At 60.4% G+C, this 16,588-nt stretch carries 16 protein-coding genes and 1 pseudogene; 9 read left to right on the top strand and 8 right to left on the bottom strand.

Annotation, left to right across the window (positions count from 1 at the left end):
- Nucleotides 1-145 precede the first annotated feature (145 nt).
- The 9 genes from ACA060_RS01725 to ACA060_RS01765 all read left to right on the top strand — a co-directional run bounded on the left by ACA060_RS01725 (nt 146) and on the right by ACA060_RS01765 (nt 11,214).
- Nucleotides 146-1,102, top strand: a complete 957-nt coding sequence (locus ACA060_RS01725; protein ID WP_497315038.1) for a choline ABC transporter substrate-binding protein — start codon at nt 146-148, stop codon at nt 1,100-1,102.
- 208 nt (nt 1,103-1,310) lie between these two features.
- Nucleotides 1,311-2,228 (top strand): alpha/beta hydrolase, encoded by a 918-nt coding sequence (locus tag ACA060_RS01730; RefSeq protein ID WP_497315040.1) that lies wholly within the window; start codon nt 1,311-1,313, stop codon nt 2,226-2,228.
- 105 nt (nt 2,229-2,333) lie between these two features.
- A complete protein-coding gene (gene pip, locus ACA060_RS01735) occupies nt 2,334-3,305 on the top strand; it encodes a prolyl aminopeptidase (protein ID WP_403103322.1) in 972 nt (323 codons plus the stop codon).
- Nucleotides 3,302-3,739: a D-aminoacyl-tRNA deacylase gene (gene dtd / locus ACA060_RS01740; RefSeq protein WP_109627531.1), complete on the top strand. Its 438-nt coding sequence runs from the start codon at nt 3,302-3,304 to the stop codon at nt 3,737-3,739. Before pip ends, dtd begins: the two co-directional genes overlap by 4 nt.
- 276 nt (nt 3,740-4,015) lie before the next feature.
- The gene (locus ACA060_RS01745) at nt 4,016-5,845 is read left to right on the top strand and encodes a glucan biosynthesis protein G (protein ID WP_497315042.1); all 1,830 of its coding nucleotides are present in this window, start codon (nt 4,016-4,018) and stop codon (nt 5,843-5,845) included.
- On the top strand, nt 5,838-8,408 hold the full coding sequence (gene mdoH / locus ACA060_RS01750; RefSeq protein WP_497315044.1) for a glucans biosynthesis glucosyltransferase MdoH: 2,571 nt from the start codon (nt 5,838-5,840) through the stop codon (nt 8,406-8,408). The genes ACA060_RS01745 and mdoH overlap by 8 nt, the downstream gene beginning before the upstream one ends.
- Before the next feature lie 192 nt (nt 8,409-8,600).
- Complete coding sequence (locus ACA060_RS01755; RefSeq protein WP_497318159.1) at nt 8,601-9,398, top strand: transporter substrate-binding domain-containing protein; 798 nt, start codon at nt 8,601-8,603, stop codon at nt 9,396-9,398.
- A 129-nt stretch (nt 9,399-9,527) separates the two neighbouring features.
- Nucleotides 9,528-10,487 carry an amino acid ABC transporter permease gene (locus tag ACA060_RS01760; RefSeq protein WP_109627535.1) on the top strand — a complete coding sequence of 320 codons (960 nt, stop codon included), beginning with the start codon at nt 9,528-9,530 and terminating at the stop codon, nt 10,485-10,487.
- Nucleotides 10,480-11,214: an amino acid ABC transporter ATP-binding protein gene (locus ACA060_RS01765; protein ID WP_109627537.1), complete on the top strand. Its 735-nt coding sequence runs from the start codon at nt 10,480-10,482 to the stop codon at nt 11,212-11,214. Before ACA060_RS01760 ends, ACA060_RS01765 begins: the two co-directional genes overlap by 8 nt.
- Before the next feature lie 142 nt (nt 11,215-11,356).
- On the opposite strand, the gene ACA060_RS01770 is transcribed toward ACA060_RS01765, so the two are convergent.
- The 8 genes and pseudogenes from ACA060_RS01770 to hisI all read right to left on the bottom strand — a co-directional run bounded on the left by ACA060_RS01770 (nt 11,357) and on the right by hisI (nt 16,547).
- Complete coding sequence (locus ACA060_RS01770) at nt 11,357-12,229, bottom strand: methyl-accepting chemotaxis protein (protein WP_371922069.1); 873 nt, start codon at nt 12,227-12,229, stop codon at nt 11,357-11,359.
- Nucleotides 12,215-13,273, bottom strand: a pseudogene (locus ACA060_RS01775) (methyl-accepting chemotaxis protein); the annotation flags it as partial. The pseudogene ACA060_RS01775 and the gene ACA060_RS01770, both read right to left, overlap by 15 nt.
- Before the next feature lie 288 nt (nt 13,274-13,561).
- Complete coding sequence (locus ACA060_RS01780) at nt 13,562-14,269, bottom strand: 16S rRNA (uracil(1498)-N(3))-methyltransferase (RefSeq protein ID WP_109627540.1); 708 nt, start codon at nt 14,267-14,269, stop codon at nt 13,562-13,564.
- On the bottom strand, nt 14,266-15,060 hold the full coding sequence (tatC, locus tag ACA060_RS01785) for a twin-arginine translocase subunit TatC (RefSeq protein ID WP_084322536.1): 795 nt from the start codon (nt 15,058-15,060) through the stop codon (nt 14,266-14,268). The genes ACA060_RS01780 and tatC overlap by 4 nt, the downstream gene beginning before the upstream one ends.
- Complete coding sequence (tatB, locus tag ACA060_RS01790) at nt 15,057-15,506, bottom strand: Sec-independent protein translocase protein TatB (protein ID WP_497315047.1); 450 nt, start codon at nt 15,504-15,506, stop codon at nt 15,057-15,059. Before tatB ends, tatC begins: the two co-directional genes overlap by 4 nt.
- 10 nt (nt 15,507-15,516) lie before the next feature.
- On the bottom strand, nt 15,517-15,795 hold the full coding sequence (locus tag ACA060_RS01795; RefSeq protein WP_010464483.1) for a twin-arginine translocase TatA/TatE family subunit: 279 nt from the start codon (nt 15,793-15,795) through the stop codon (nt 15,517-15,519).
- A gap of 25 nt (nt 15,796-15,820) precedes the next feature.
- Nucleotides 15,821-16,153 (bottom strand): phosphoribosyl-ATP diphosphatase, encoded by a 333-nt coding sequence (locus ACA060_RS01800; RefSeq protein ID WP_008047820.1) that lies wholly within the window; start codon nt 16,151-16,153, stop codon nt 15,821-15,823.
- Nucleotides 16,146-16,547, bottom strand: coding sequence for a phosphoribosyl-AMP cyclohydrolase (gene hisI, locus ACA060_RS01805; RefSeq protein ID WP_497315049.1), 402 nt, complete (start codon nt 16,545-16,547; stop codon nt 16,146-16,148). The genes ACA060_RS01800 and hisI overlap by 8 nt, the downstream gene beginning before the upstream one ends.
- Nucleotides 16,548-16,588 lie beyond the last annotated feature (41 nt).

Here is a 16,588-nt window from a genome sequence, read left to right on the forward strand (position 1 = left end):
CTTCATAGCGCATCACGACGGTCGCCACCGTGCAAATCTCGGTCGCTACAGTTCGCTTTTCCCCTCTCGACGCTGCGTAATGTTTGGGCCACGGTGCACAAAGACACCTGCCCTCACAATAATCTGCCGCACGAGAACGCTCTCTATGACAAGCACCAAAGGTTTGTTCACTCGCTGTCTCTCAATCCTCTGCGGCACTGCTCTGCTGAGCACCAGCGTCCTGGCCAGTGACGACGCGTCCTGCAAGGCTGTGCGCATGGGTGTGGTCAACTGGACCGACGTGATCGCCACCAGCGGCATGGCTGACGTGTTGCTCAACGGCCTCGGCTACGAAAGCAAGCAAACCAGCGCCGTGCAGCAAATCATCTTCGCCGGCATCCGCGACAAGCGCCTCGATATCTTCCTGGGTTACTGGAAACCGGCAATGGACAAGAACATCGCGCCGTTCGTGGCCGCCAACCAGGTGAAGGTCATGGACAAGCCGAGCCTGGCGGATGCCCAGGCTACCCTTGCCGTACCGCAGTACGTCGCCGAAGCGGGCCTGAAAACCTTCGCCGACATCGCCAAATTCAAAGACAAGCTTGGCGGCAAGATCTACGGCATCGAACCGGGCAGCGGCGCCAACACCACGATCAAAACCATGATCGAGACCAATCACTTTGGCTTGAAGGACTTCAAACTGATCGAGTCCGGTGAAGCAGGCATGCTCGCGGCCGTTCAGCGGGCGGTGAATCGCAAGGAGTTCGTGGTGTTCGTCGGCTGGACCCCGCACCCGATGAACATCAACATGAAGATCGCCTACCTGACTGGCAGCGAAGACGTCTATGGCCCGAACGAAGGCGCGGCGACGGTCTCGACCGTGACGTCCCCGGACTATGCCGAACGTTGCCCGAACGTGAATCGCCTGCTGCAAAACCTGACCTTCACCGCCGCTCAGGAAAGCCAGCTGATGGTGCCGATCATGGAGCGCAAAACGCCTCAGGACGTTGCCCGGCAATGGTTGCGTGATCATCCTGAGGATTTGCAGCGCTGGCTGGCCGGTGTCAGCAGTTTTGATGGCAAGGATGGCGTAGCCACCGTACAAGCCAGCCTGAAAAACTGATCACCTTTACTTCGGCAAGTGCTGTCCTGTGGCGAGGGAGCTTGCTCCCGCTCGGCGGCGAAGCCGTCGTAAACCCGGCTGCTCGGGTGTATCTGATAAAACCCGATTGAATGGTTTGGGGGCTGCGGTGCAGCCCAGCGGGAGCAAGCTCCCTCGCCACAGAACCGGGTTCCCATTCCAAATCGCTGAACTAACTGGCACCAGACTTATGGCCTCTTATCCCTTATCTGAACAGATGACGGCGTTCGTCGAAAAAACTGTCAGCTTCAACAGCACCGACAGCAGCCTCAATGGGTTGCGTCGGGCTTACAGCGAGATGTGCCGGGCGTTCACCCCGCCGCGTCCCGCCGGGCTGTACGTGGTCGATTTCGAGTTGGCCGGGGTGACGGTGCGGTCCTATCAGCCGCCGGTTTCACCACCGACCGGCGGTGCCCCGTGCATCGTGTATCTGCATGGCGGCGGTTGGGTGGTGGGGGATCTGGATTCCCACGACTTCATCTGCGCCGAGCTGGCGTCTGCACTCGGCGTGCTGGTGATCGCGGTCGATTACCGATTGGCGCCAGAACATCCGTTTCCGGCGGCGTTCGATGATTGCCTGGGTGTCTGGCGCGCGCTGCGAACCGGACCTTTTAAGCTTGACCCCAAGCGCACGTTGGTAGCTGGGGACAGCGCCGGGGGCAATCTCGCAGCCGCGCTGTGTCTGGCGCTGCGGGATGCGGGCGAGCCATTGCCGGCGGCGCAGGTCCTGATCTATCCGGGGTTGGGCGGTGATCACCAGTTGCCATCGCGCAGTGAATGCATCGACGCCCCGTTGCTCGCCAGCAGCGATGTGGATTGTTATCACGCCTTGTACCTGCGCGGCACCAGACAGCCGGGCGCCTATGCCATGCCGTTGCTCGCCGAAGACTTTGGCGGTCTGCCGTCGGCATTGATCGCCGTGGCGCAATTCGACCCGCTGCGCGATGACGGCGTGCTCTACGCCGAACAGCTGCAGGCCGCCGGCGTACCCACCACGCTTTACTACGGTGAAGGTCTGGTTCACGGCTGTTTGCGGGCCCGGGGCCAGGTCGCCGAGGTCGACTTGCTCTATGAAACGCTGCTCGGGTATTTGGCTGACAAACTATGACGCTGCAAGGGGCATGCTCATTCGCGTAATTCGGGTTTATGATGCCGGACGGCAGAATAATAGAAGTCCCCCCAGGGATGACCTCGACCCCTTACGGAGCGCGCAATGCAGACTTTGTACCCGCAGATCAAACCCCACGCCCGGCACGATCTGGCCGTCGATGAAACGCACACCCTGTATGTCGACGAAAGCGGTTCACCGGAAGGTTTGCCGGTGGTGTTCATCCACGGCGGCCCCGGCGCCGGGTGCGATGCCCAGAGCCGCCGGTACTTCGATCCGAACCTGTACCGCATCGTGACCTTCGACCAGCGCGGTTGCGGTCGCTCCACGCCCCACGCCAGTCTTGAAAACAACACCACCTGGGATCTGGTCGCCGACCTTGAGCGAATTCGCAAACACCTGGGCATCGATAAATGGGTGCTGTTCGGCGGTTCCTGGGGCTCGACGCTGGCGCTGGCTTACGCGCAAACCCATCCGGAGCGTGTACACGGTCTGATTCTGCGCGGGATTTTTCTCTGTCGTCCGCAGGAAATCGAGTGGTTCTACCAGTGTGGCGCCAGCCGTCTGTTCCCCGATTACTGGCAGGACTACGTCGCACCCATTCCGCTGGACGAGCGCGGCGACCTGCTCAGCGCTTTCCACAAGCGCCTGACCGGCAACGATCAGATCGCCCAGATGCACGCGGCCAAGGCCTGGTCCACCTGGGAAGGCCGGACCGCGACTTTGCGTCCGAACCCGCTGGTGGTCGATCGCTTCTCTGAGCCTCAGCGCGCGTTATCCATCGCACGCATCGAATGCCACTACTTCACCAACAATGCCTTCCTTGAGCCGAACCAGCTGATTCGCGACATGGGCAAGATCGCCCATTTGCCAGGCGTGATCGTCCACGGTCGATATGACGTGATCTGTCCGCTGGACAATGCCTGGGAACTGCATCAGGCCTGGCCGAACAGCGAACTCCAGGTGATCCGCGATGCGGGCCACGCCGCGTCCGAACCGGGCATCACCGATGCGCTGGTACGTGCCGCCGGACAGATGGCTCGCCGCTTGCTTGACCTGCCGCCCGAAGAAGCATGAAGGGCCTGCTGCAACGCGTGCGTGGCGCGCGTGTCGAGGTAGCGGGGGAGGTGGTGGGAGCGGTGGATCAGGGGTTGTTGGTGCTGGTGGCGGTCGAACCCGAGGATACTCGTGCCAGCGCCGACAAACTTCTGCATAAACTGCTTAACTATCGAGTATTCAGTGACGCCGAGGGCAAGATGAATCTGTCGTTGGCGGATGTAAGCGGCGGGTTGCTGCTGGTCTCGCAGTTCACCCTGGCCGCTGATACCAAGAGCGGGTTGCGCCCGAGTTTTTCGACCGCGGCCCCTCCGGCCCTGGGCGAGGAACTTTTCGACTATCTATTAAGCAAAGCGAAACAGGTGCATGGCACTGTGGCATCAGGTAGATTCGGCGCGGATATGCAGGTGCACCTGGTCAACGATGGCCCGGTCACCTTCCTGTTACAGACGTGAAAGCCCTTGAAACATGTTTTTCAGGGCTTTTCGACTGAAAACAGGGGTTTTTCGCGATAAATACTTTGTTACCCCTGATGCGTTGTAACGCGGCCTACTAGATAATCGCGCGCTACGGGGATCAGCGTTCGTTGGTCCATTTTGACTTAGGTAGAGACTTGTCCGTGACCTGTTGGGGAATCATTTAGCCCCATGGGAGTCGGAACAATGCTCGCCAACCTGGCATATAGATAGCTGGCCGTTGGTTTTTTGATCTGTTTTCGGCGAGGGTTGCTCGTGATTGTTAGTCCCTGTAATGCACCAAATATGACTGCCAAACGGTTCCGAAGCGCTCTGGTAGCGGGCTCTGCACTGCTCTGCCTGCTCAGCGCCGGCCAGCTTTGGGCATTCAATCTGGAGGATGTATCGGTCAAAGCCAAAGAGCTGGCCGGTCAAAAATACGAAGCCCCGCGCAGTAACCTGCCGAACGAATTCCGCGAAATGAAATTCGCGGACTATCAAAAAATTCGTTTCCGCACTGAAAAAGCCGAATGGGCCGATCAGAAAACCCCGTTCAAGCTTTCGTTCTATCACCAGGGTATGCACTTCGATACGCCGGTGAAAATCAACGAAATTACGGCCAACACCGTCGAAGAGATCAAATACGACCCAAGTCGTTTCGATTTCGGCGATGTGAAGTTCGATCCTAAAGCCACCGAGCAACTGGGTTATGCCGGTTTCCGCGTGCTTTACCCGATCAACAAGGCCGACAAGCAAGACGAAATCATGACCATGCTCGGCGCGAGCTACTTCCGCGTTGTCGGCAAGGGTCACACCTATGGCTTGTCCGCGCGCGGCATGGCCATCGATACCGCCTTGCCGTCCGGCGAAGAATTCCCGCGTTTCACCGAATTCTGGATTCAACAGCCGAAACCGGGTGACAAGCACTTGGTGATCTTCGCGCTGCTGGATTCGCCACGCGCCACCGGTGCTTACCGTCTGACCCTGCGTCCAGGCAGCGACACTATTGTCGACGTCAAGGCCCGCATGTTCCTGCGTGACAAGGTCACCAAGCTCGGCGTTGCGCCGCTGACCAGCATGTTCCTGTTCGGCGCCAACCAGCCGTCGAAAGTGCTGAACTACCGTCGTGAACTGCACGACTCCAGCGGTCTGTCGATCCATGCCGGCAACGGCGAGTGGATCTGGCGTCCACTGAACAATCCAAAACACCTGGCCGTGAGCAACTTCTCGATCGAGAACCCGCGTGGTTTCGGCTTGCTGCAACGTGGCCGCGACTTCAGCCACTACGAAGACCTCGACGACCGCTACGACAAGCGCCCAAGTGCCTGGATCGAACCAAAAGGCGATTGGGGCAAGGGCTCCGTCGATCTGGTAGAGATTCCGACTGCCGACGAAACCAACGACAATATCGTTGCCTTCTGGAGCCCGGAAAAACTGCCTGAGCCTGGCCAGCCGCTGGACGTCGCTTATCGCATGCACTGGACCATCGACGAAGCCGCTCTTCACGCACCGGACAGCGCCTGGGTCCAGCAGACCCTGCGTTCCACGGGTGACGTGAAACAGTCCAACCTGATCCGTCAGCCGGATGGCAGCGTTGCCTATCTGGTGGACTTCGAAGGTCCGTCCCTGGCAGCACTGCCGGAAACCGCGGACGTTCGCAGCCAGGTCAGCGTTGGCGACAATGCCGAGCTGGTCGAGAACAGCGTGCGTTACAACCCTGAAACCAAGGGCTGGCGCTTGACCCTGCGGATGAAAATCAAGGATCCGGGCAAGCCTACCGAGATGCGTGCGGCACTGGTCGAGAACATCGTACCGGGTGACCTCTCCAAGAACTCGCTGCCAGTCTCCAACTCTTCGGTTGCCAAGGCCGACAAAGTGGCCGCCAAGCAACAAGAGAAGGCGGACAAGGAAGCCAAGGACGCCAAGCAAGCCGAAGCCAAGCAGGCTGACGCCAAGCCAGTTGCCGATACCAAGGACAAGGACAAGGACAACAAAGACGCCAAGCAGCCTGTTGCTGCGGACGCGGCCCCAGCCACACCGGAATCGGTCTCGACTGAAGAAGTCCTGACCGAGACCTGGAGCTACCAGTTGCCTGCCGATGAGTAATTCTCAAGTACAGCCAGAGACTCTTGCCGAGTATCTGGCGCATTTACCGATGAACGACCAGCAGCGCGCGGAACTCGCGGGCTGCCAGTCCTTCAGCGAACTGCACCAACGTCTGTCGTCTTCGACATTTGACGCACCGGCCGAGGCTGCTCAAGCCTCGGTGGGCCGTCGCCTGACCCTGAACACCGCTGAAGAGCTGGAAGAAGCGGAAATGCTGGCGGTCGACGCCAGTGGTCGGGTGTGCCTCAAGGCCACTCCGCCGATCCGTCGAACCAAAGTCGTGCCGGAGCCGTGGCGCACCAATATTCTGGTGCGTGGCTGGCGTCGTCTGACCGGTCGCACCAATCCGCCGGCCCCGCCGAAGGACGAGAACGTGCTGCCGGCGGCTCGCTGGCGCACCGTCGGTTCCATTCGGCGTTACATCCTGCTGGTCCTGATGCTCGGTCAGACCATCGTCGCCGGCTGGTACATGAAAGGCATCATGCCGTATCAGGGCTGGTCGTTCGTCGACCTGAACGAAGTCCTGCATCAACCGATCCTGAAAACCGTCACGCAAGTGCTGCCGTATGCGCTGCAAACCAGCATCCTGATTCTGTTCGGGATTCTGTTCTGCTGGGTCTCGGCCGGTTTCTGGACCGCGCTGATGGGCTTCCTTGAGTTGCTCACCGGGCACGACAAATACCGCATCTCCGGTAAAAGTGCTGGCAACGAGCCGATCGCCAAGGACGCGCGCACCGCACTGGTGATGCCGATCTGCAACGAAGACGTGCCGCGGGTGTTTGCCGGTTTGCGGGCGACTTTCGAGTCGGTTGCAGCCACGGGTGACCTGGATCGCTTCGACTTCTTCGTCCTCAGCGACAGTAACGACGCAGACATTTGCGTAGCCGAGCAACAGGCCTGGCTGGACGTCTGCCGTGAAGCCAAGGGTTTCGGCAAGATTTTCTATCGCCGTCGTCGCCGTCGTGTGAAACGTAAAAGCGGCAACCTCGACGACTTCTGTCGTCGCTGGGGCGGTGATTACAAGTACATGGTCGTGCTCGACGCGGACTCCGTGATGAGTGGTGACTGCCTGACCAGTCTGGTGCGCTTGATGGAAGCCACGCCGGACGCCGGGATCATCCAGACCGCGCCGCGTGCCTCGGGCATGGACACCCTTTATGCGCGTATGCAGCAGTTTGCGACCCGTGTATACGGTCCGCTGTTTACCGCCGGCCTGCACTTCTGGCAGTTGGGTGAATCCCACTACTGGGGCCACAACGCGATCATCCGCATGAAGCCGTTCATCGAGCACTGCGCCCTGGCGCCGTTGCCGGGTAAAGGTGCTTTTGCCGGTGCGATTCTGTCTCACGACTTCGTCGAAGCGGCGCTGATGCGCCGTGCCGGCTGGGGCGTGTGGATTGCCTACGATTTGCCGGGCAGCTACGAAGAACTGCCGCCGAACCTGCTGGACGAACTCAAGCGTGACCGTCGCTGGTGCCACGGTAACCTGATGAACTTCCGCCTGTTCCTGGTCAAGGGCATGCACCCGGTTCACCGTGCGGTGTTCCTGACCGGCGTGATGTCTTACCTGTCGGCGCCGTTGTGGTTCTTCTTCCTGGTGTTGTCGACGGCGCTGCTGGCGGTCAACACCTTGATGGAACCGCAGTACTTCCTTGAGCCGCGCCAGCTCTATCCGCTGTGGCCGCAATGGCACCCGGACAAGGCGATTGCGCTGTTCTCGACGACGATCGTGCTGTTGTTCCTGCCGAAGCTGTTGAGCATCATCCTGATCTGGGCCAAGGGCGCGAAAGAGTTCGGTGGCAAGTTCAAGGTGACCTTGTCGATGCTGCTGGAGATGCTGTTCTCCATGTTGCTGGCGCCGGTGCGGATGATTTTCCACACCCGTTTCGTACTCGCCGCGTTCCTCGGCTGGGCCGCGACCTGGAACTCGCCACAACGTGATGACGACTCCACGCCATGGAGCGAAGCGGTCAAGCGCCACGGTCCGCAAACCCTGCTGGGCTTCTTCTGGGCCCTGCTGGTGGTCTGGCTGAACCCGAGTTTCCTGTGGTGGCTGGTGCCGATCGTCGGTTCGTTGATGCTGTCGATCCCGGTGTCGGTGATCTCCAGCCGTGTCGGTCTGGGGCTCAAGTCCCGTGACGAGAGCCTGTTCCTGATCCCTGAGGAATACAATCCGCCACAGGCGCTGCTGGCAACCGATCAGTACACCCACGAAAACCGTTGGCATGCACTGAACGACGGTTTCATCCGTGCGGTGGTCGATCCGCAGCAGAACGCCTTGGCGTGCTCGCTGGCGACCTCGCGTCACGGTCAGGCCGAGCCGATCGAATGGTTGCGCATCGAGCGGGTGCGTCACGCCTTGAAAGTCGGGCCTGACGGCCTGAACAACAATGAGCGTGTGCAACTGCTGAGCGACCCGGTGGCACTGGCTCGCTTGCACGAGCAGATCTGGAATGAAGGCCATCCCGAGTGGCTGGCAGCCTGGCGCAAATCGGTGAAAGCCGATCCCCATGCGCCGCTGCTACCGCTTAAACCACTGAGTGCGCAGCCTCAGTTGGCGTAACAAACAGCCCCGCTAACCAGCGGGGCTTTTTTTTGCCTGAACGTTGCCAAACCCTTGTGCAAACAAACGAGTACGTTAGCATCCGTCCCCGAATGGGTGCGCCCGGACAATTTTCTGTTCGTATCTGCCGGTTTCCTAAAGGAAATCCGCCGTTTGCGCGCCTCACAAGGCAATGGTTTTGGGGACTTGATGATGAAGAAGTATCTGTCGATGCTGCTGGTCGGCGTCACGGCATTGGTTGCAGTCAGCGCGGTGCAGGCCGGTGCCATTGATGACGCGGTCAAGCGCGGCACGCTGAAAGTCGGCATGGACCCGACCTACATGCCGTTCGAAATGACCAACAAGCGCGGCGAGATCATCGGTTTCGAAGTCGACATCCTCAAAGCCATGACCAAGGCGATGGGCGTCAAACTGGAATTGGTATCCACCGGTTATGACGGCATCATCCCGGCCCTGCTGACCGACAAGTTCGACATGATCGGCAGCGGCATGACCCTGACCCAGGAACGCAACCTGCGCCTGAACTTCAGCGAACCGTTCATCGTGGTCGGCCAGACCCTGCTGATCCGCAAGGAGCTGGAAGGCACCATCAAGTCCTATAAAGACCTGAACACCGCCGACTACCGCATCACCTCCAAGCTCGGCACCACCGGTGAGATGGTCGCCAAGAAGCTGATCTCCAAAGCCAAGTACCACGGCTACGACAACGAGCAGGAAGCTGTGCTCGACGTGGTCAACGGCAAGGCCGACGCCTTCATCTACGACGCGCCGTACAACGTCGTGGCCGTGAACAAGGTCGGCGCCGGCAAACTGGTGTTCCTCGACAAGCCGTTCACCTACGAGCCGCTGGCTTTCGGTCTGAAGAAGGGTGATTACGACAGCATCAACTTCATCAACAACTTCCTGCACCAGATTCACGAAGACGGCACCTACGATCGCATCCATGACAAGTGGTTCAAAGACACTGCCTGGCAGAAGGACATGGAGTAACTCGGTCAGATAAACCGAGTCGCGCCCAATCGCCAGCAGGCTGGCTCCCACAATGAAATGCATTCCCCTGGGGGAGCCAGCCTGCTGGCGATGACGGCCTCCAAGGCAACACAAATCCCGGAACCTGCAATGAAACAGAAAAAAGCCCAATGGCCCTGGCACGTCTTGACCGTGCTCGTGCTGATCGGCCTGGCCGGCGCGTTGTATTACGCCACCTCGCTGATGTCCTACGAATGGCGCTGGAACCGCGTGCCGCAATACTTCGCCTACCACGCCGAAGAGTCCCAGCGCGCCGCCGACATCTCCACTGTCAGCGAACTGGTGCGCAAGGGCGATAAAGCCGAAGTCACCCTGCGCAATGACGCAGGCGACGAGCAACACGTGACCGTAGACGACAACAGCCTGCAAGTCGCCCGGGGCGATGACGTCGCGGAGGGCGACGTGATCGGCGTGACTCGCCATTGGGCCGCCGGACCGCTGATGTGGGGCCTGTGGACCACCTTGTGGTTGTCCGTGGTGTCTGGCGTGCTTGGCCTGCTGATCGGCCTCGCCACGGGCTTGTGCCGTCTGTCGAACAACCCGACTTTGCGCGATCTCTCGACCATTTACGTCGAACTGGTGCGCGGCACGCCGTTGCTGGTGCAGATCTTCATTTTCTACTTCTTCATCGGCACCGTGATGAACCTGTCCCGGGAGTTCGCCGGGATCGCCGCACTGTCGCTGTTCACCGGTGCCTATGTCGCTGAGATCATCCGTTCCGGCGTGCAGTCCATCGCCCGTGGCCAGAACGAAGCCGCCCGTTCTCTGGGCTTGAGCGCTGGCCAGTCGATGCGCCATGTCGTGCTGCCGCAAGCCTTGAAGCGCGTGCTGCCGCCGCTGGCCGGGCAGTTCATCAGTCTGGTCAAGGACACTTCACTGGTGTCGGTGATCGCGATTACCGAACTGCTCAAAAGCGGCCGTGAAGTCATCACCACCTCGTTCTCGCCGTTCGAAATCCTGTTCTGCGTGGCCGGGCTGTACCTGTTGATCAACCTGCCGCTGTCGAAAATCGCCAGCCGGCTTGAGCGGAGGCTCGCGCAAAGTGATTGAAGTCCGCGATCTGGTAAAAGTCTTCGACACCCGTGGCCAGGTGGTTCGCGCGGTGGATAACGTCACCACGCACGTGGCCAAGGGCGAAGTGCTGGTGGTGATCGGCCCGTCCGGTTCCGGCAAGTCCACTTTCCTGCGCTGCCTCAACGGCCTGGAAGAGTTTGACTCGGGTTCGGTGAGCATCGACGGCCTGCAACTGGCCGATCCGAAAACCGACGTGAACGCCTACCGCCGCGAAGTCGGCATGGTGTTCCAGCATTTCAATCTGTTCCCGCACATGACCGTGCTGGAAAACCTCTGCCTGGCCCAGAAAGTCGTGCGCAAACGCGGTAAGAAGGAGCGCGAGGCCAAGGCCTTGGCGTTGCTGGAAAAGGTCGGCATTGCGCAGAAGGCCAACGAGTTTCCATCGCGCCTGTCCGGCGGTCAGCAACAGCGCGTTGCCATCGCCCGGGCGTTGGCGATGGAGCCAAAGGTCATGCTGTTCGATGAGCCGACTTCGGCGCTTGATCCGGAAATGGTCGGCGAAGTGCTGGACGTGATGAAAACCCTGGCCGTGGAAGGCATGACCATGGTCTGCGTCACCCACGAAATGGGCTTTGCGCGGGAAGTGGCGGATCGGGTGCTGTTCTTCGATCACGGTAAATTGCTGGAAGATGCCTCACCGGCGGAGTTCTTCGATGCACCGAAGGATCCGCGGGCGCAGGCTTTCTTGCGGCAGGTCCTCTGACAGTAGCGCCTTGCGGGCCGCTAATCGCTAGCAGGCTAGCTCCCACAGTGGATTTGTGGTGTTCACACCAAACCCTGTGGGAGCCAGCCTGCTGGCGATAGCATCACCTCGGTCCCAAGTGAACCGAGGTATTTACATCGCCTTATACCTTGAACCGCCCCACCAGCATCTGCAGATGCGTCCCCAACCGCGCCAGCTCTACGCTGGAGGCCGCCGTCTCTTCACTGGCTGCCGAGGTCTGGTCCGACACGTCGCGCACGTTCAGCACGCTACGGTTGATCTCCTCGGCCACGGCGGTTTGCTGCTCGGCCGCGGCGGCGATCTGCTGATTCATCGATTGAATCGCCGACACCGTGCGGGTGATGCTTTCCAGTGAGCTGCCGGCGCGGCGGGTCAGTTCGACGCTGCTGTCGGTCAGGCTGCGGCTGTTGTCCATGATGGTCGCGACCTGCTGGGTGCCGGTTTGCAGGCCGACGATCAGCTCTTCGATTTCCTCGGTGGACTTCTGGGTGCGCTGGGCCAGGCTGCGGACTTCGTCGGCGACCACCGCGAAACCGCGACCCGCTTCACCGGCACGGGCGGCTTCAATCGCGGCGTTGAGCGCCAACAGGTTGGTTTGCTGGGCCACGGATTTGATCACGTCGAGTACGCTGCCGATCTTGTCGCTCTCGCGTTTCAGATCGCCCATGGCCGCTGTGGAGTTGCCGACTTCAAGGGCCAGGCGCTCGATCTGGGCGATGGCTTCGCCGACCACTTTGTCGCCCTCGCGGGCTTGTTGGTCGGCGGCGACGGCCGCTTCGGAGGCTTCTTCGGCGTTACGCGCGACTTCCTGCACGGTGGCGGTCATTTCGTTCATCGCGGTGGCCACCTGGTCGGTCTCGACCTTCTGGCTATTGACCCCGGCACTGGTCTGTTCGGTGACGGCGGACAGCTCTTCCGCAGCATTGGCGATTTGCGTAACGCCATCGCTGATGCCGCCGATCAGTTCGCGCAGGCCCAGGGTCATGCTCTGCATGGCGCGCTGGAGTTGGCCCAATTCGTCGCGACGCTCGGAAACGAGGTTTTGCGTCAGATCGCCAGCGGCCACGCGTTCGGCGACTTTGAGGGTCTGGTTCAGCGGAATCACGATCTGGCGAGTGATCGCCCATGCCGCCAGCAAACCAAACGCCAGGGCCAGAACGGTGGCCATCAGCAACAGGTTCTTGGCGTGCGCGGCGTCGGTGTCACGGACGATGGTTTGCGACACGGTGAGTTTTTTGCTGACGTTGAGCAGGATCTCGCCTTGCTCGGCCATGCGCTTGAGGGAGGCGGCGCTGGCAACCTGCGAGTCGCGGAACTGGCTGACAGCGGCACGGTAGGCTTTAAGCGAATCACTGGCCTGTTGCAGGTTGGCGATGTGCTGCTCAGGCAGTTTCGATGGCAGGCTTTCTAGATTTTTCAGGGCGTTATCGATGGCGTCCAGCGCAGGCTGTTCGGCCTCGTTCTTGCCGCTGTAGGTGTAGCCGCGAACCTGGAAGCGGGCCTGCTGAATCAGTTTGCTCAGGTCGATCACGCTGTTGAAGTCGGCGACGCTCTCGCCTTGCAGCATGGATTTTTCGACCTCGGCGACGCGGGCTACCGCATTGTCGGCGGTCGCGCCCAGCTTGCTGCGGGCGTCTTCGCGGTTGGCGCCGGCCTGGGTCATCGCGATGAAGGCTTGCTTGTACTGACTGACGGCAGCCAGTTGCTGATCGATCATCGCCACGTCGGAAGGCTGTTCGATCAATTTGCGCGCGGTTTGCAAACCGGCGTCGAGTTGGCTCAGCAGGTCGTTGACGGCGGCCGGGCCTTGTTCACCTCGGCGCATGTCGTAATCCATGCGGGCCAGGCGCAGGTCTTTGGTCAGGTCATTGAGGCTGGCGATGAACCCGAGCTTGTCGCCACGGCTCATCACGCCGGTCAGGCCGGTCCAGCCGGTGAAGGTGATCAGCAACGTGAGCAGCAGCACCAGACCGAAGCCGATCCCCAATTTGCGATTGACGCTTACATTTCCCAGACTCTCGGCTAGCCAACGGTACATGCTGCTACTCCCTCGGACCACACATTGGTTTTATGGGGGCTGTATCGGCAGGCGGCCGGGAATCTGTAGGTGCAACGCGGTATTCGGGCGAGTCAACACCTGTGGTGTGGTAATGCTGTTCATCTAAGACAATTTTCAGTCAGCAAGAATCTGTGGCGAGGGGATTTATCCCCGTTCGGCTGCGAAGCAGTCGTATATCCGGACTACTTTGTTTATCTGGAAAGACGCTGGGGCCGCTTCGCTGCCCAACGGGGATAAATCCCCTCGCCACAGGGACCATGTTTGAACTTAGAAAAGCCGGGCGAGCAGCGCGGTGACGGCGGTTTCGACGCGCAGGATGCGCTCGCCGAGTTGTACCGGTTGCAGGCCGGACTTGGCCAGCAGGTCGATTTCGTAAGGAATCCAGCCGCCTTCAGGGCCGATGGCCAGGGTTACCGGCTCGTCCAGGCCGCGGGGGCAGGGCGGGTAGTTGCCGGGGTGACCCACCAGGCCAAGGGTGCCTTCGGATATGGCCGGCAGACGATCTTCGACGAAGGGTTTGAAGCGCTTCTCGATGACGATTTCCGGCAGCACGCTGTCCCGCGCCTGTTCCAATCCGAGGATCAATTGCTCACGAATCGCCTCCGGCTCCAGAAACGGCGTTTGCCAGAAGCTCTTCTCGACGCGATAGCTGTTCACCAGGATGATTCGCGGCACACCCATGGCGGCCACGGTCTGGAACACCCGACGGAGCATTTTGGGGCGCGGAAGGGCCAATACCAGGGTCAGTGGCAGCTTGGCCGGTGGCGGCTGGTCGAGGGAGACGCGTAGTTCGGCTTCATCGGCGTCCAGACGCAACACTTCGGCCGAGCCCATCAGCCCGCCGATACGTCCGACGCGCATGCTGTCACCCACTTCGCAACGATGGACTTCCTGCATGTGCGTCAACCGGCGATCGCGCAGGATCACCCGGTCGGCCGCAATGAAGTCGGCCTCTTCGAGGAGCAGCAGGTTCACGGCTGGGTCGCTGGCGGCTGGTCGTTGTGATCGTCGACCGGCTGGTCGTCCGGGTGCTCGCCGCGTTTGCTGATCAGGCCGCCAAACAGGATGCCGATCTCGAACAGCAGCCACATTGGTACAGCCAACAGCGTCTGCGAAAAGATGTCCGGCGGCGTCAGGATCATGCCGACCACGAAGCAGCCGATGATCACGTACGGGCGGATTTTCTTCAGGTATTTGACGTCGACCACACCGATCCACACCAGCAGCACCACGGCCACCGGGATCTCGAACGCCACGCCGAAGGCGAAGAACAGCGTCATGACGAAATCGAGGTAGCTGCTGATGTCGGTCATCATTTCCACGCCGGCCGGGGTGGCGGCGGCGAAGAATTTGAAGATCAACGGGAACACCAGGTAATAGGCGAACGCCATACCGGCATAGAACAGCATGATGCTGGACACCAGCAACGGCACGGCGATGCGCTTCTCATGCTTGTACAGGCCCGGCGCGATGAAGCCCCAGATCTGATGCAGGATCACCGGAATCGCCAGGAACAGCGAAACCATCATGGTCAGCTTCAGTGGTGTCAGGAACGGCGACGACACGTCGGTGGCGATCATCGTCGCACCGACCGGCAGGTATTGGCGCAGCGGCGTCGAGACGAAGGTGTAGATCTGCTGGGTGAAGGCGAACAACCCGGCGAAGATGATGAAGATCGCCGCTACGCAACGCAGCAGGCGGGTACGCAACTCGGTGAGGTGCGAAACCAGCGGCATGTGCTGGTCGTTTTCAGGAAGATCGCTCATGGGGCTCGCGGCGGCAGTGTTGGGTCATGAGGGGCCGGCGCAACAGGCGCAGCCGCAGGCGTGGCAGGTTCAAGCGGTGGCGTTGCAACAACGGGGGCAGGTTCTACAGCTGCTGTGACAGGCGCAGGCTCGGAGGCAGGTGCATGAATCGTCTGCTCCGCCACGGGCTCAACCGGTTGGACCGGTGTGGCTTCCTGCTGGGTCGGCGTGAAGATCTTCCGCGCCTCCTGCTCCAGCGACAGAATGTGCTCGTTGTGCAGTTGCCGACGAATCTCGTCGGCACCGATTTCACGTTCAACTTCCTGTTTGATCGCGTTGAAGCTGCGCTTCAGACGACCGACCCACAGGCCGGCGGTGCGCGCAGCACCCGGCAGACGCTCGGGACCCAGCACCAGCAGGGCGATGAGGCCGACGAGCAGCAGTTCAGAGAAGCTGATACCAAACATTATTCAGTGCTCACACGTCTTTGCGGATCGGCTCTTCGACTTTTTGCGCCTGCACGTCGATGGTGTGCGGCTGGTTCACGGACTGCGTGGTCTGTGGCTGAACCGGTGGCACCGGTTGGGCCGGAGTAACAGTCGGATCGGCCGGTTTTTCGTCGTCGTTCATGGCTTTCTTGAAGCCCTTGATCGACTCGCCCACGTCAGTGCCGAGGTTTTTCAGTTTTTTGGTGCCGAACACCAAAACGACAACAACCAGGATGACGATCCAGTGTTTCCAGTCAAAAATGCCCATGTTGCTGCTCCTCTCTAATAGTTATTCAGGCGGACGGGCGCGAGGCTTTCTCGGCGTGTCCGGACAGACCGAAACGACGGTCCAGTTCATCGAGTACAGCCTGTGGATGCTGCCCCAGTTGGGCGAGCATGACCATGCTGTGGAACCACAAATCGGCGGTCTCGTAGATCACATCGCTGCAGTCACCGCTGATGGCGGCGTCCTTGGCGGCAATGATGGTTTCGACCGACTCTTCGCCGACTTTTTCCAGAATCTTGTTCAAGCCTTTGTGGTACAGGCTGGCGACATACGAGCTGTCGGCGGCGGCGCCTTTGCGCTCTTCCAGCACCTCGGCCAGACGGGTCAGGGTGTCACTCATGGGTGTGTCCTGTGGAATAAATGGCGTGCGGGTCTTTGAGCACCGGGTCGACGGTTTTCCAGTCGCCGTTCTCGAAGACGCGATAGAAGCAGCTCTGGCGGCCGGTATGGCAGGCGATGTCGCCGATCTGCTCGACCATCAGAATGATCACGTCGGCGTCACAGTCCAGGCGCATCTCATGCAGCGTTTGCACATGGCCGGACTCTTCGCCCTTGCGCCACAGCTTGCCACGGGAACGTGACCAGTAAATGGCACGGTTTTCGGCCGCGCTCAGTTCCAGTGCTTCGCGGTTCATCCAGGCCATCATCAGGACGCGCCCGGTCTTGTGATCCTGGGCAATCGCCGGCACCAGGCCGTCGGCGTCCCACTTGATCTCGTCCAGCCAGTTTTTCATCTTCGACTCCGACAGCGGGTTCCACACTTCATGAGCAGAAC

It is taken from the genome of Pseudomonas sp. LBUM1671 (assembly GCF_059695685.1).

Excerpts from the sequence above, each read along its gene's own strand:
- ACA060_RS01725 (WP_497315038.1), top strand. The coding sequence starts at position 146 with ATGACAAGCACCAAAGGTTTGTTCACTCGCTGTCTCTCAATCCTCTGC.
- ACA060_RS01730 (WP_497315040.1), top strand. The coding sequence starts at position 1,311 with ATGGCCTCTTATCCCTTATCTGAACAGATGACGGCGTTCGTCGAAAAA.
- pip (WP_403103322.1), top strand. The coding sequence starts at position 2,334 with ATGCAGACTTTGTACCCGCAGATCAAACCCCACGCCCGGCACGATCTG.
- dtd (WP_109627531.1), top strand. The coding sequence starts at position 3,302 with ATGAAGGGCCTGCTGCAACGCGTGCGTGGCGCGCGTGTCGAGGTAGCG.
- mdoH (WP_497315044.1), top strand. The coding sequence starts at position 5,838 with ATGAGTAATTCTCAAGTACAGCCAGAGACTCTTGCCGAGTATCTGGCG.
- ACA060_RS01755 (WP_497318159.1), top strand. The coding sequence starts at position 8,601 with ATGAAGAAGTATCTGTCGATGCTGCTGGTCGGCGTCACGGCATTGGTT.
- ACA060_RS01760 (WP_109627535.1), top strand. The coding sequence starts at position 9,528 with ATGAAACAGAAAAAAGCCCAATGGCCCTGGCACGTCTTGACCGTGCTC.
- ACA060_RS01770 (WP_371922069.1), bottom strand. The coding sequence starts at position 12,229 with ATGCAGAGCATGACCCTGGGCCTGCGCGAACTGATCGGCGGCATCAGC.
- tatC (WP_084322536.1), bottom strand. The coding sequence starts at position 15,060 with ATGAGCGATCTTCCTGAAAACGACCAGCACATGCCGCTGGTTTCGCAC.
- tatB (WP_497315047.1), bottom strand. The coding sequence starts at position 15,506 with ATGTTTGGTATCAGCTTCTCTGAACTGCTGCTCGTCGGCCTCATCGCC.
- ACA060_RS01795 (WP_010464483.1), bottom strand. The coding sequence starts at position 15,795 with ATGGGCATTTTTGACTGGAAACACTGGATCGTCATCCTGGTTGTTGTC.
- ACA060_RS01800 (WP_008047820.1), bottom strand. The coding sequence starts at position 16,153 with ATGAGTGACACCCTGACCCGTCTGGCCGAGGTGCTGGAAGAGCGCAAA.
- hisI (WP_497315049.1), bottom strand. The coding sequence starts at position 16,547 with ATGAAAAACTGGCTGGACGAGATCAAGTGGGACGCCGACGGCCTGGTG.